General features: G+C 73.8%; 9 protein-coding genes and 1 tRNA gene. 7 read left to right on the top strand and 3 right to left on the bottom strand.

From position 1 onward, the window contains the following. The first annotated feature begins 64 nt into the window (after window positions 1-64). The 3 genes from AB1460_RS21830 to AB1460_RS21820 all read left to right on the top strand — a co-directional run bounded on the left by AB1460_RS21830 (window position 65) and on the right by AB1460_RS21820 (window position 5,749). Window positions 65-4,927, top strand: coding sequence for an FtsK/SpoIIIE domain-containing protein (locus tag AB1460_RS21830; protein WP_368963708.1), 4,863 nt, complete (start codon window positions 65-67; stop codon window positions 4,925-4,927). 161 nt (window positions 4,928-5,088) lie between these two features. Continuing rightward, window positions 5,089-5,358, top strand: a complete 270-nt coding sequence (locus tag AB1460_RS21825; protein ID WP_071083717.1) for a pyrophosphorylase — start codon at window positions 5,089-5,091, stop codon at window positions 5,356-5,358. Window positions 5,359-5,461: 103 nt separating this feature from the next. Continuing rightward, complete coding sequence (locus tag AB1460_RS21820) at window positions 5,462-5,749, top strand: hypothetical protein (protein ID WP_368963707.1); 288 nt, start codon at window positions 5,462-5,464, stop codon at window positions 5,747-5,749. 25 nt (window positions 5,750-5,774) lie between these two features. On the opposite strand, the gene AB1460_RS21815 is transcribed toward AB1460_RS21820, so the two are convergent. Further along, the gene (locus tag AB1460_RS21815) at window positions 5,775-6,572 is read right to left on the bottom strand and encodes a hypothetical protein (protein WP_368963705.1); all 798 of its coding nucleotides are present in this window, start codon (window positions 6,570-6,572) and stop codon (window positions 5,775-5,777) included. A gap of 62 nt (window positions 6,573-6,634) precedes the next feature. Here AB1460_RS21815 and rpsD point away from each other — a divergent pair, with 62 nt between their 5' ends. Continuing rightward, entirely contained in the window at window positions 6,635-7,240 is a 606-nt protein-coding gene (gene rpsD / locus AB1460_RS21810) for a 30S ribosomal protein S4 (RefSeq protein WP_368963704.1), read from the top strand. A gap of 60 nt (window positions 7,241-7,300) precedes the next feature. Here rpsD and AB1460_RS21805 read toward each other — a convergent pair whose 3' ends face one another. Continuing rightward, window positions 7,301-8,038: a hypothetical protein gene (locus AB1460_RS21805; protein ID WP_368963702.1), complete on the bottom strand. Its 738-nt coding sequence runs from the start codon at window positions 8,036-8,038 to the stop codon at window positions 7,301-7,303. 356 nt (window positions 8,039-8,394) lie between these two features. On the opposite strand from AB1460_RS21805, the gene AB1460_RS21800 reads away from it, so the two are divergent. The 3 genes from AB1460_RS21800 (at window position 8,395) to AB1460_RS21790 (ending at window position 14,258) form a co-directional block, all read left to right on the top strand. After that, entirely contained in the window at window positions 8,395-13,311 is a 4,917-nt protein-coding gene (locus tag AB1460_RS21800; protein WP_368963701.1) for a BTAD domain-containing putative transcriptional regulator, read from the top strand. 87 nt (window positions 13,312-13,398) lie between these two features. Continuing rightward, window positions 13,399-13,932: a metallophosphoesterase family protein gene (locus AB1460_RS21795; protein ID WP_368963700.1), complete on the top strand. Its 534-nt coding sequence runs from the start codon at window positions 13,399-13,401 to the stop codon at window positions 13,930-13,932. Window positions 13,933-14,185: 253 nt separating this feature from the next. Next, a tRNA-Arg gene (locus AB1460_RS21790) sits at window positions 14,186-14,258 on the top strand. Window positions 14,259-14,360: 102 nt separating this feature from the next. Here AB1460_RS21790 and AB1460_RS21785 read toward each other — a convergent pair. Continuing rightward, window positions 14,361-14,746: tyrosine-type recombinase/integrase (locus AB1460_RS21785; RefSeq protein ID WP_368963698.1), on the bottom strand; the 386-nt coding region annotated here is incomplete at its 5' end.

Genomic DNA, 14,746 nt, shown 5'->3' with positions numbered 1-14,746 from the left:
GGTTACAGAGAGCAGTAGATCCGTTTCGGGTTGTATCGTGCCGGCCATGTGGATCACCTGCACTGTGACGGCCCCCTTCTGGGTAGCCGATGCCCCGCCCTGCGGCTCCCGCTCCGCCGGCACCCGCCGCTCGGAGCCCGATATCGACACCGCTTGGCGGCCGGCGTCCGCGACCAGCGTGCGCACCGTCCTCATTCGCGCTGACGGCGCGACACCGCTGGGAGCGATCGCCACGGCGCTGATGGCGCCGTCCCCGGCAGCCATGGGCCCGCGCCGGCATCCGCCGGGACCCGGCCCACGCCATCCGCCAGGCCGCCCGCACGGTCGCGACTCCCCACCCTCGATGCACATCGACGGCATCGCCGTGGCCCCGGAGCTCCGCCTGGACACCTCGCCGCTGCGTGACGGGGCCCAGGTGCGTCTCGGCTCCCCGCCTGGCGCCACGCGACGGGAACGCAGCGGCCTGGTCGAGCTCCGGGTCACCGGTGGGCCCGGCGCCGGCATGGTGCGCCGGCTTTCCCCGGGCGAGTACGGCGTCGGGACGGATCCGCTCGGGGGCATCGTCCTGCCCGACCGCACGGCGCCCCGCCGGGCCGTGACCCTGCGGATCGACGCGGACGGCTCGGGATCGGTCATCCCTGCCACCGGGGCCGACGTGTGGATCGACGGCTGCCACCGGCCCGGCCCCGTCGCCTTCGCGGCGCGCGGGCCCGAGGGCACGCCCGTGAACGTGGCCCTGCGGGCCGGAGCCACGGCGTTCGTGCTGACCACCCCCGACCGGCCGGACGCGATGCTCCGGCCGGCTCCGCGGGCCTGGGGCCTCGAGATCAGCCGCGAGCCGCGCCTCGCCCGCTGGCCGGGCGACGTCCGGTACAGCCTCCCGGTTCTCCCCGCGGCCCGTCCGGCGCCCCCTCTTCCTGTGCTGGCGGCGCTCCTGCCGGCCGCAGCCGCCGGCGGCATGGCGCTGGTTTTCCAGGCCGCCCACCTGCTGCTGTTCGCCGCGCTGGCCCCGCTGTCGCTCCTTGGCTCCTACCTGGCCGGCAGGCGCGCCAGCAGGCGGGAGTACCAGCGGGAGCTCGCCGGGTACCAGCGGGCCCGCGCCGAGATCGACCGGGAGATGACCGCCGCGCTCGACCGCGAGGCCACCGCCCGGCGCACGAACCATCCCGACCCGGCGGCCGTGTTGCTGCGGGCGGTGGGTCCCCGGCGTGGTCTCTGGGAGCGTCGCCCCCATGATCCCGACTTCCTGCACCTGCGGGTCGGTACGGGTGACGTTCCCAGCGGGGTGTCACTCACCGACCCGGCCGCGCCGGACCATCGCAGGACGACCCGGTGGCTGCTGCGGGACGCGCCGGTCACCGTCGCACTGCCCGAGGTCGGTGTGCTCGGCGTGGCCGGCCCGAACGGCTTCGCCCAGGCGATCGGCTCCTGGTTGATCACGCAGGCCGCAGCGCTGCACAGTCCGCGGGACCTGTCGATCCACCTCATCGTCACGCCCGGTTCGGCCCGCGGTTGGGAATGGGCGCGGTGGCTGCCGCACTGCCGGCCGCCGGAAGGTCCGCCGGGCGCCGTGCAGATCGGCGCCGACGAGCCGGGCCGGGCCGGGCGTGCCGAGGAGCTGGCCGACCTGACCGAGGCCCGCCTGCGCGGCAGCGGACCGGGCACCTCCGACCAGGACCGGCCGGGCCCTGCCGTCCTCGTCGTCGTCGAAGGAGCGGCGAGCCTGCGAGCATCGCTGCTCCCGGTCCTGCTCTCGGGTCCGCGCGTCGGTGTCCACGTCATCTGCGTCGAGCGGGATCCGCGGCTGCTCCCACCCGAGTGCCAGGCTGTGGTCGAGCCAGCCGGGAGCGGCGCACGGATCAGACAGCAGGGCCGCGAGGACGTCGACCGCATACGCCCGGACCTCGTGGGCATCCCGGCGCCCACCGGAGGGGCCACTCCCGCCGCAACGATCTCTCCCACCGGAACGGTCGCCACCCGGAGCGTTGCCGGGGGAACCGCGGCCGCGGCCGCCCGCTGGTGCGAGACGCTGGCCCGCGGGCTCGCACCGCTCCGCGACGCCGGCCCGCGAGCCGCCGGCGGCGGCCTCCCGACAGACGTCAGGTTGCTGGACCTGCTGGGAGTCGACCCGCCGTCGTCCCGTGCCCTCGCCCCGCGTTGGGTCGTCCACGGGGCCACCACCACCTTCCCGCTCGGAGCCGGCACTGCCGGAACGGTCAGTGTCGACCTGAGCAGCGACGGGCCGCACGTCCTCGTCGCGGGGACGACCGGTGCCGGCAAGTCCGAGCTGCTCCAGTCGATGGTCGCCGCGCTCGCGGTGCGCAACCGGCCCGACGAGATGACCTTCGTGCTGGTCGACTACAAGGGCGGCAGCGCCTTCGGCGACTGCGCCCAGCTGCCGCACACGGTCGGGCTGGTGACCGATCTGGATCCGCACCTGGTCGAGCGGGCACTCGACTCGCTCGGAGCCGAGCTGCGCCGACGCGAGTCGCTGTTCGCCGCCGTCAGTGCCAAGGACATCGACGACTACCACCGGCGCCACCTGGCTCCCCCAGGCCTCGGCCGCACCAGCCGCGATGACCTCACCGAACCGCGGCCGCTGCCGCTGCCGCTGCCCAGACTCGTCGTCGTCGTCGACGAGTTCGCCGCGCTCGCCCGTGAGCTCCCCGCCTTCGTCACCGGTCTGGTCGGGCTCGCCGGCCGCGGCCGGTCGCTCGGCATCCACCTCGTTCTTGCCACGCAGCGGCCGGCGGGCGTCGTCTCGCCGGAGATCCTCGCCAACACGAACCTGCGGATCGCGCTCCGGGTCACCGACCAGGCGGAGAGCTCAGACGTCCTGGGCCTTCCGGACGCCGCCTTCCTGCCCGTGGCGACACCCGGCCGCGCGATCCTGCGGGTCGGGCAGAACGCGCCGCAGGTCTTCCAGACCGCTCGTGTCGGCGGGCCTCCTCCGCGAGCCCACGAACGTTCCGGCAGCGCTCCGCTCGGCCCGCTCGTCGTCGACCTTCCCTGGCCGCCGCCACAGGACGAGGTTCTCCGTGCCGTCACCGCCCTCGCCCACGCGGTCACCGGCACAGCCGCACAGCTCCCCCCGGTCACGGGCGGCCCCGCGGCCGATGAGCCGACGGACCTGCGCAGGCTGGCCGACGGGCTGCGGGAGACCGCCCGGGCATGCCGGATCCCGGACCCCCGCCGACCCTGGCTGCCGCCGCTGCCGGAGCGCTTGAGGATCGACGCGCTGCCGCCGGTCGACACGCCCCTCACGCGCCTGACGCCCCGCGGCCTCGCCCCCGTGCCGCTGGGACTCGCGGACCTGTGCCGGGCACAGTCCCAGCCGACCTTCGCCGTGGATCTGGAACACGGCTCGCACCTGCTGATCGTCGGCGGCCCCCGCTCCGGGCGGTCCACAGTGCTGCGCACCCTCGCCGGATCGGTGGCCCGTACAGCCTCACCCGCGGATGTCCACCTGTACTGCCTCGACTGTGGCAACAACAGCCTGAACCCCGTGGCCGGTCTCCCGCACACCGGCGCTGTCGTCGCCGGGGGCGAGACCGAACGGGTGCACCGACTGCTGGCGCGGCTGGCCAAGGAGGTCTCGCGCCGCCAGGCTCTGCTCGCCCAGGGCGGTTTCGCGGACCTTGCCGAAGCCCGAGCCGCGCGGCCCGCGCAGGGGGCCTCCCTGCCGCCCTACCTCCTGCTTCTCCTCGACGGGTACGAGGGCTTCCTCGCCTCGTTCGAGGACCTGGAGGGCATGGTGGCCGTCGACCGGCTGCTGGCGCTTGCCCGTGACGGCCTCGCCGTCGGCCTGCGGATCATGATGACGGCGGATCGCCGCGCGCTCACCGGGCACCTCGCGGCGACCATCGAGCAACGGCTGGTACTGAGGATGGCGGAACGCACCGACTACAGCCTCGCCGGGCTCGCCGGCACCCGGATACCCGAGGCGCTTCCACCCGGGCGCGGTTTCCTGACCGGCGGGGCCGGCCGAGGACTCAGCCCCTCCTGGGAAGGTGCCGACGGACCGGTCGAAGTACAGCTGGCGTTGTTGGACGACGACCCTTCAGGGGCCGCACAGGCTGCCGCGCTACGCCAGCTGGCCACCCGCTGCGACCCGTCCGCCTCCCGGCCGGCCACGACAGCCGGCCAGCATCCCCCGCCCGGCCCGCGGCCGTTCCGGGTCGACGTCCTGCCCGTGCGCGTCAGCCGTCACGACCTTGCCGCACTGACACGCACCGCGGACATCGATGCGCTCGGGGTGCCCGGCTCGCCTGACCTACCCGGGACGGCGCAGCAGCCGACCGACCGCCTGCCGGTCACGCTCGGCGCCGGCGGGGACGACCTGGCATCGGTCAGCGTCGATCTGGTGTCCGACGGCCCGGGATTCGTCATCGCCGGCCCGGCCCGGTCCGGGCGCAGCTCGGCACTGATCGCTGTCGCCCGCGGGCTCCACGCGCACGGGCATCGCATGGTGATCGTCAGCCCTCGGCCGTCGCCGCTGCGCGCCTGTGCCGCCGAGACCGGAGCAGAGATCATCGAGGAGGTCTCCGGCGGAGGGCCGCAACGCCTCGCCCACCTGCTGCGGCCAGGCGTGCGCGTCGCGCTGCTCGTCGACGACGTCGAGCTTCTCGCGGCAGCCCCGCTCGGTGAGGACCTCGCCGCCTTCTGGCGCGACACCCGCGGCAGCGGGAACCTGCTCGTCGCCGCGGGCACCACCGACGATCTTGTGAACCAGTTCCGCGGGCTCGTCGCGGACGCCCGGCGTTCGCGGTGCGGGCTTCTGCTCAGCCCGGCCGGGCCCGCCGACGGCGACCTGTTCGGCGTGCGACTGCCGCGGGCCCTGTGCGCCGGCCCGGATCCGCCGGGGCGCGGGCTCCTCGTGCGGCGCGGCGACCTCCTACCCATCCAGGTCATTGATCCACAGCCGTGACGGAAACGGTGCCAGTCCCACGGAAACGACAGCACATATAGACAGAATCAGCACAGACGGTAGCATTGGACTATCGGATGGGTCACATCCTCTGCTCCCTGGTGAGCGGCCCTCCACCGCTCGTGCCTCCGACCCATGAACCCGGACGGACGGAACACACCATGCGCACGGTCACCACACCCGCGGCCCAGAGCGCCGCCGGCCAGATGAGCCATCAGCTCAGCGACCTCCAGACGACGACGGCCAACCTCGTCGCCCGCGGCAACGCCCTCGCCGATCCGACGAACTGGGAGGGGCCGAAGGCCCACCTGTTCCGCACCCAGATCTGGCCCGAGGTGCAGAACACACTGTCCGCGCTCCAGACGAACCTGGCCGAACTCTCTCGCGTTGTCACCGAGGTCAACCAGCGGACCGCCCTCGCCGGCAGCTGACCGCCAGCCGCTTCGTCTCGACGCCACACCCGGCGCCACCTCTCTCCCAGCTGCAGGGCGCACCTGTGTCCTGCGGCGAATCTCCCCTGCCCCGGAGGATGCGATGACGACAGGTTCAGGTGTGACCGTGCGCGCGACGCCCCAGGCGTCGACCGCGGTCGACGAGCTCGCGGGCATCATCAACGGTCCACTGCTGACCCACTTCGACGGGCTGCGCGCGACCGCCCGAACCCTGCTGGACGCGGACAACTGGGATGGCCGGACCGCGTCCGAGTTCCGGAGCTCGGTGTGGCCCACCTACGAACGCACCCTCACAGATCTGCACACCCAGCTCGACCGACTGCGGGTCCGCCTGGCGGAGATCCAGGCGGACATCCAGACGGCCGGTTAGTCGTAGGCGCCGGCGCCGGTCGCCGTCACCACCGTGCCTCGTTGCCGGACTCGGGTGTGCCGCCCGGTCCGGCCACGGGCTTGGGGTCCCGCTCCGGATCCTGGGCCCGGAAACCTCCGCGGCTGTCTTCGCGAGCGTGGAGGTCGCCGCGGTCGGCGTGGTGGCGGCCACCGGCCTCGGAGTCATGTCCGCGGTCGAGGCCGCGGCCCGGACCCTGATGGCGATCACGAAGGAGATCCAGCGCGTCGTCGGTGTCCAGCCGAATGCAGCCGGAACGCGTCCGGACTGTGGCCTCCGCGAGGTCGATCTCCAGCAGCATCCAGGCGCTCCCCAGATCGAGCAGATCGGGAGTCGGGTGCCGCTCGGTGAAGGCAAGCGCCAGCTCGGAGACGGACTCGCCGGGAACCCGCGCCACCCAGCCGGCCAGGGCGACCGACACCCACTCGCAACCGTCGGCCGCCACGGGGCCGCAGACCTGGAACCGGCAGGCCTGGTCCTCGGTGCCGAGAAGCCGCCCGACCGGGAACGGAGCCAGCATCACGAGCCGGGGGGACGCACCGACGTCCAGCTGCTCGAACAGACCCGGCACCACCGGCGTGCAGCCGGCCGGCGCGAACCCGGTCGACACCGGGGCTATGGAGGTGAAGCGCAGGCCATGGACGAGTCGGCCGCCCCACAGGACGAGGCTTCCGTACGGGGCCGCGCGGAGCAGCTCGCGGGCCGCCTGCCTGATTGCCGCCCGGATGTCCGGGACGTCGGGCGCCCACGCCGCGTTCGTCGCCCCGGGCCCGTCGATCGTGCCGTCCGCCACCTGCTCCTCCACCGTTCGATCCACTATGGTTAGGTTCGCCTTATTTAAGGACACCTAACCTAAAGGAGGAACGTGTGCGCCACAAGCCGGTAGCAAAACTGAGCCGCAGCATCGGCCTGCCGCTCACCGACAAGGCGGCCCGCTACTTCGAGAACCGTCCGTACCCGCCGGGCCCGCATGGCCGGGGCCGCAAGACCATGTCGCCCTACAAGGAGCGGCTGCGGGAGAAGCAGCGGTTGCGCTTCCAGTACCACATCAGCGAGAAGCAGCTGCGGCGGGCGTTCGACCAGGCAGACCGCGGGAACGGGCGGACCGGCCACCTGCTGATCGAGGACCTCGAGACCCGCCTGGACGCCGTCGTCCTGCGCGCCGGCTTCGCCAAGACGATCTACCAGGCCCGCCAGTTCGTCAGCCACCGCCACATCCTGGTGAACGGCGGCCGGGTGGACCGGCCCGGCTACCGCGTGCAGCCCGGAGATGTCGTCTCCATCACCCTCCGCAGCCGCACCATGGCGCCGTTCCGGATCGTCGCCGAGAACCAGCCGGGCGGGGCTCCACCGCCCACCTACCTCGACGTCGATCGCGGCACCCTGGTCGCGGTCCTCAACCGGCGGCCGACCCGGCCGGAGATACCGGTGGTCTGCGACGAGCAGCTCGTCGTCGAGTACTACGCCCGCTGACAGAGCCCGCCGAGCAACTGGCCGCAGAACGACGCCGACGGAACGAGGCAGGCTGAGCGGTCAGGGCTGTTCGTGGACGAAACCGAAGGTCGCGGTCACCGCGTCGAACAGATCGTGCAGCGCCACCGCCAGCGCGGTGTTGGGGCTGGCGCAGGCGATCACCGCGACGCGGTCGACTCCGGGCACCGGCACGGTCGTGCGCATCACCAGCTGGAAGGTCTCCTCGCCGTCCGTCGACCGCTGCGGCTCGACCCGGACAGTCCGTGTCGCGAGTCCGGCCGCGGGGAGGTGAACGGCGCCCACCCGGCGCCAGCGGCGCAGATCCGGATGGTCCGGATGATCCGGCCGATCCGCCGGGCCCGTCCGGCGCGCTCGGCCGTCCTGCGCGGCCCGGGCCTCACGGGCCTCACGGGCCTCACGGGCGGTCCCGGCGGCCCGAGCCGGCCGATCGGCCCCCGCGGGACGTTCCTGCCGAGGCAGGTCGGGTATGTGCTGACTCGTCGGGCGCAGGCACACCATGACCCAGGCGGACAGGCCGTCGCCGCGGACGTCCTCGACCATCACCGCGCAGTAGGCGGCTCCGTGCCGGTCGGCGCGGGCGGCGACGTCCCGCAGGATCCGGGCGATCGACGGCTCCTGGCCGGCCAGAACGGGGTGATCATGCGCTCGGGCGGTCACCATGCGGGCGATGGCGGTCGCGCTGCGGGCGGTCTGGGTGTCCAGCACGAACCAGCTGTCCGGCACCGTGATGGTGAACCGGTGAGGTCTGCGTTGCCGCCCCCCTGCATGCCTCTGCACCCCTGGTCGTCCTCTGCTCCGGTCTGACTCGCGCTGGCCCGATGGGCGCTCGGGCATGACACCCCGAACACGCACCTGTACTGATGGGCACTTCAGCACGTCGTGGTCGGCTGCACGCTTCAAACGACCTAGCTGGCAAAGGTATGCACAACCGCCCTAAACAGGCGCAAAACGGGCGTCGGGCCACGTGGCGGGACCGGAAGCCGCAGCTGACGTGCGCGCCACCTCTGCGCACCCGGGAGACGCCCCGACATGCCGGCGGCCCGCAGACGGTCGCCCTGTCCTGGTCGTGACAGTCAGCAAGCGTGTGTCATTCGTGTGAACCCCTCGACCTACAGATCGAAAAATGACCTGTAGTGAGCCCACTCGTGGTGGACTGTGACAGTGTGAGCCAGACGGGCAATTCACGACCGACCGCGGGCAACGGTGCGCGCCGGGGCGGCGGTTCGGGTGTCGTGCTGTTGCTGGCACTCGGAGTCGGCGTTCCCGTCCTCCTACTCGTTCTCAGCGGGACCCCGCTGTCCGCTGCCTTCGGCGACTCAGGCGCGTTCACCGGTGACTTCGGCGCACCCAAGATCCTGCGGATCATGGTGTTGGCGGCCTGGCTGCTCTGGGCCCATTTCCTGGTGTGTGTCATCGCCGAATGGCGGGCCGAGCGCCGGGAGACCGGGCTCGCGCCGCGTATCCCCTTCGGCGGCGGCAGCCAGCTCCTGGCCCGCCGGCTGGTCAGCGACACGCTGCAGTTCACCTCCGCGCCGTCCCCTTCGTCCGCCACCTCGCCTTCGTCCCGGAGCCGGGGCAGCGCCCCGCCGTCCCGGCGTACCGGTTCGTCGCGCTCACCCGGCTCGTCGGGTACGCCCGATCCGTCCGGCCATGGCGGCGCAGTGGTCCGGCCGGGCACCGGGCAGCCGCCTGCGGGCCGCACCCACACCAGCCAGCGCACCCACGGCGCCGGGCGGGCCGGCGGTGGCACCACCCACCGGAGCGGCCGGGCAGCAGGGCGAGCGGCTCCCGCCCTGCCACCCGCGGGGCCGCCCGGCCCCGGCCCCGGGCGAGGCGCACCGCTGGCCGGAGACGGCCGTGCCCCCCGTCCGTCGCCCGCCGGGTCGGTCACCGGGCCGCTGCGCCGCTCAGACCCCGCCGCGATCTCACGCCTCGCCCGCGGGCTCACAGCCGCGCAGCAGACGAGCCGCGGCCAGACCGCGGAAGCCGGCCCGACCGGCCCGACCAGTCAGGCCGGCGGACAGGCCGGCCAGGCCGGCCAGGCCATCGCACGGCCGGGCGCGCCAGGGCTTCCGGTTCCCGCCGTGCGAGCGGGCTCAGCCGCAGGAGCAGGATCCGCGGCGGCGGTGGCGCCCGCTGCGGGGGCAGGTTCCGCCGGGGATCCGGCGGCCGGCCGCGTGCGGCGCTACCGCTGGGACGAACAGGCTTCCGCGCTTCGTGAGCTGACCGCCGGCGAGGAGAGCCCGGCCGATCTCTTCCCCGACGGTGTCGACGTCAGGTTCTGCGAGGTCAGGCCGGCCGACGGCCGTCAGCACGACACCCTGTGGGCGATCGCGCAGCGCCTGCTCGGCGACAGCCTCCGGTACCGCGAGATCTTCGCCCTGAACGAGGGCCGGGTCCAGCCGGACGGGCAGGTCCTCACCCGGCCGTCGCTCGTCGCCCCGGGCTGGGTGCTGCTGCTTCCCCCGGACGCGGCAGGCGAGGAGGTCCGCACGATCCGGGTACCGCACCGGGAGGGGTCGTGGGTCCAGGAGGTCCACGCGCACTTCGCCAACCAGCGGCCGGGCCCACCCGGCCACGGGCACCCCGCCGGCGCCACGGCGCCGGGCGTCGCCGGTACACCGGCCGGGCCGAGCGCACCCGGTGCCTGGGGCACCGGCACGACGGGCACGACCGGGGCGACGGGCACGACCGGGGCGGGCAGTGCGAGCGCGGCCGGAGCGAGGACGGGCAACACAGGCGTCGCGGACGCGGCATGGGGAGAAGCGGCCGGCTGGCAGGGGCCGGCGGGCGGCCAGCCGGGCGCGCCGGGTGCCGGCGGCTGGCCCGGTTCCGGGCCGACCACCGGCAGCGGCGCTCCGGACATGGCCGGTGGCGTCGGGGCAGGCCACGCGGCCAGCGCGGCCGGGGCTCCCCCCGGCTACGACGGCAGACCTCACGCGGCGCCGGGCCACGGGGCGGGCCGGATCGGCGGCGGCCGAGGAATCGCCGGGGCGGCTCTGCTCGCCGCCGGCGTCCTCACCGCGCTGACCAGGCGCAGATCGGGCGAGTCCAACGCGGACCCGTTCTCCGCTGAGATCGAGCACGCCCTGCGGCTCGCCGCGGATCTGCCGTCGGCCCGCTTCGTCGACCGTTCGCTGCGGCTGCTGTCCGCCGGCCTCACCACACGCGGCCGGGCGCTGCCGCCCGTGTACGCCGCGATCCTCACCGACTCCGCCCTCGTCCTGCACATGGCGCCGGCTGTCCACGAGCCACCGCCGGCCCCCTGGCGGGTCGGCAACAACCCCGGGTCGTGGCGGATCGAGCGGAACCCGGACGCGCCGGACGGGCTCCCGTTCGACGCCAGCGCCAGCCTGTCGGCGGACGTCCCCGCCCCCTACCCCGGCCTGGTCACCGTCGGACGGGACGACACCGGCTGCCGCATCCTCGTCGACCTCGAGGGCGCACCAGGCATGATCGCGCTCACCGGAGATCCGGCTGTGGCCAGCGAGGTGGCCATCTCCGTCGCGGTGGAGCTGGCGACCAACATCTGGTCCGACGACCTGCGTGTCTGTCTCGTCGGCTTCGCGGACGACCCCAGCCCCATCGCCCCCGGGCGACTGCGGACGTCGCCGAGCCTCGCCGGTGTCCTGGACGAACTGGAGGCCCGTGAGCCCCGGGACACCGCCTGGGGCAACGAGCCGGGCGCCGCGCTGCGTGGGCGTCAGGCCGCGCACGCCCAAGCCCTGTGGTCACCTGACCTGCTGGTCCTGGCCGGCCCGCCCGCCTCCGCCGACGCCGAACGGCTGGCTGGACTCGCCGGCGGCCGCGACGGCACGGTCGGTGTCCTGCTGGTCGGTGACAGCCCGGCGGCCCGCTGGCGCTTCGCCGTTGGCCCTGACGCCCGGATGTCGCTCGGCGTCCTCGGCGTCGAGGTCAACGCCCAGACCCTCGCCGCCGCCGAGTACGCGGCGGTACTCGCGATGTTCCGCATCGAGACCGGCGCCCGGCCGACGCCGCAGCACCAGCCCTGGGCCAGGAGCACCCCCCCGGACCAGACCGGCCCGATGGTCCGCACGGGCATCTACCCACAGACGTCCGAGCAGCCCGTGCCGGGGCAGACAGCGGCCGGACCTGCCGATCCCCGGCACGCCACCGGTCCCCTGCGCCAGCCCACACCATCCGCGTTGCCACCGCCACCACCACGCCCCCCGGTGGCGCCGTGGTCCGGTGCCACCGGTCCGGCCCACGCCGCTCGGCCGACCGCACCACCGGCCCCGTCAGCCGGACCTGTCGCCCCGCGCGAGGCGGCCAGCGCCCCTGCCTACCCCCACGAGACCCCGCCACCGCCGCCACCGACACCGGTGGAAGCAGGCAGCCCGGAGGGCACCCGCCCGCCCCGGGTTTCCGGGTCGATACCCGGCGCCGTTCCGTGGACGCCTCCGCCCGGATCGCCCGCCCGGCCAGATCCTGCCTCGCGACCAGCCGCTCCGAATCCGCCGCCCGCCTACCTGGCTCGTCCGGACGGACCGCCCCTGCGCCCGACGGACGTTCCCAGAGTCCCGCGAACGCTGCTGGTCCCGCCGTCCCACAGTCAGAACCCTGCTCCGCCCAGCGAGAACCAACCGGACCAACCGCAGACCGGGCAACCGCAGACCGGCCAGGCACCGGGCGCCCAGGCACCGGACGGGTGGAACCAGCCGGCCGAACCCGTCCAGCAGGAGAGGGCGACGCACTGGCCGGAGGAATACCAGGACGTCACGGAGTCCCGCGCGGACGACTACGTCGCCTGGGGCGGCGGTTACCCACCACCACCGCCGCTGCCACCGCCGAACGAGATCCCGCCGCACCAGCAACCGCCGGCGCAGGCACCCACCTACGCTCCCGACCAGGGCTACGGACCCGAGGCCTACCAGCCCGCGCAGACCCACCAACCCGACCCGGTATACGAGCAGGACCAGACTTACGGCTCCGAGTCGAGCTACGAACCAGACCCGGGCTACGAGCCCGAACGGCACTACGCCCCCGCGCAGGACTACGGGCCCGACCAGGACTACGGAACCGACCAGACCTACGAACCAGACCAGGCCTACGCGCCGCCACCCACCCCCGCCGCGGGACCATCACCGGACCATCCGGGCGACCCGCACCACGGGTACGACCATCCAGCAGCCGGCCGTCCGGCGGAGGACGTCCTGGCGACTCTGCCGCGACTCGAGCCGCACCCGGCCGGACCCACCGAGGCGGAGGTGCGGGTACTCGGCCATCCGTCCGTCAGCGCATCCGGCCCGCTGGCGTCTGAGCAGGCCGACCTCCTCACCGAGGTGGTCGTCTTCCTCTCCCTGCACCGGGACGGCGTGTACCCCGAAGAACTGGCCACGATCCTCGATCTTGACCTGTCGGACCCGTCGGACCCGGCGGGCGGGCCGGCCGCGGGCGCGCAGGCGCTCCTCATCGCCGCCCGAAGCTGGCTGGGCGTCGACGCCGAGGGCCGGCCCCGTCTGCAGCCTGGCTCTGACGGGCTCTGGGTGCTCAGCGCGGACGTCCGCTGCGACTGGGAACTCTTTGTGGCCTACGTCCACCGCGCCGCCCGGCCCGACGACGCCAGCGACCCGCAGTCCGACCTGCGCGACGCGCTGAACCTCATCAGCGGACCGCTGTGGTCCGACCTGCCCGACGGCCGGTACCCGTGGGTCTGGTCGACGCCCGTCGAACGCACCATGCGGGAAGCCGTCGTCGACGCGGCGCACCAGCTCGCCGCCCGCACTCTGGACTACGGCGACACGATCACGGCGATGGCCGCGTGCCGCACCGGCCTGCGCGCCATCCCGGACGCGGAGGCACTGTGGCGTGACCTGCTGCGCACCGTCGCCGCCCGCGGCGACCGCCGCACCCTTGAAGCCGTCGCCGCCGAGCTCTACCGCACCGTCGCGGCCCAGCCAGCCACTCCGGCCCAGCAGGGTCAGCAGGGTCAGGCCGGTCACCAGGGCCGGCGAGCTCGGGGCTTCGAACCGGAAACAGACGCACTCGTCCAGGAACTGCTGCCCGGCTTCCGTCGCCGCCGCCACTGACGACCGCCACTGACGACCGGCACCGGGCCACCGGGCCCACCGGCCCTGAGGACTGACCGGCGGCCGCACCCGGCCGACACTGGTGGGATGCGTCTCGTCATCGTGGCCGACACCCACATCCCGGCGCGCGCCCGCGACCTGCCCGAACCAGTCTGGTCCGCGGTCAAGGACGCGGACGTCGTCCTGCACGCCGGCGACTGGATCGGTGCGGACCTGCTGCACCAGCTCACGGAACGCTCCCGCAGGCTCATCGGCTGCTACGGCAACAACGACGGACCCGACCTCCGGTCCGCCCTCCCCGAGGTCGCCCGGGCCACCCTCGACGGGCTGCATCTCGTGGTCGTCCACGAGACCGGGCCCGCGACCGGCCGCGAACGCCGCCTGGCCACCGCCCACCCTGACGCCGATGTGATCGTCTTCGGTCACTCCCACATCCCGTGGGACACCATGACGCCACGCCCTGGCAGCGGCCGCCCGCTCCGCCTCCTGAACCCCGGCTCCCCCACCGACCGCCGCCGACAGCCCCACCCCACCTTCATGACGGCGACCATCCAGGACGGCGCCCTGGCCGACGTCGAACTACACCAGCTCCCGATCCCCGTCACAGCCCGCGCTCGCTGATCATCCGACCGCCTCCTGACCGCACTGGCCCGCCCCCGCCGACCGGTCGCCGGTCGGCCGTCACCCGCACTCGGGACGGACGTGCTCCGGTCCGATCGCCGCGCCGAGCGCCGGCCGGCCGGGGCGCTGGAGGCTGCGACGGGAGCTCGCCGGACAGCGCGACGCAGGACGGCTCAGAGCCGGGGGGTGCGGTTCGAGAGTCCCGCGCCGTGTGCTGTAAGCTGGCCAGGCCGGCCGCGAGAGTGACCGGCAGGCGCTCGTAGCTCAACGGATAGAGCATCTGACTACGGATCAGAAGGTTGGGGGTTCGAGTCCCTCCGAGCGCACGCTGGTTGAGGCAGACCAGAGCCCCGCAGCCGATAACACGGCGCGGGGCTTTGGGCTTTCCAGGGCTCAAGTACTGCAGTTCGTACTGCAATTGGAAACGATCATGATTTCATGACTTGATCACCTTCGCCATCTTCGTTACTGTCCGTAGCCGACGGGCGGTGCAGCCTGGTGAGGATGTCGTCCATGCTCCGGGCGGTCGACCGTCGGACTTCGTCCAGGATGTCCACGTAGATGTCCGCCGTGGTGGCCAGCCGTGTGTGCCGCAGCAGGGCCCGGATCTCGTTCAGGTCGACGCCGGCCGAGAACAGCAGCGAGGCCGCGGTGTGGCGCAGGTCGTGAGTGCGCCGTGAGGCGCAGTGGTTCGAGTGGAGGTGAGAGACCTTCGCCGCTGATCCCGTCGCAGCGGGGCGGTGGAGCTGAGGGCAGCCTGATCCGGGTGGTGCCGGGGAGGGTGGGAGCAGCCCTGACAAAGCCGGGACGTGCC

The organism is Parafrankia sp. FMc2, assembly GCF_041008525.1.
Classification (GTDB): domain Bacteria; phylum Actinomycetota; class Actinomycetes; order Frankiales; family Frankiaceae; genus Parafrankia.
The sequence above is the reverse complement of the archived record's forward strand: the minus strand, read 5'-3'. Positions and strand labels throughout refer to the sequence as shown.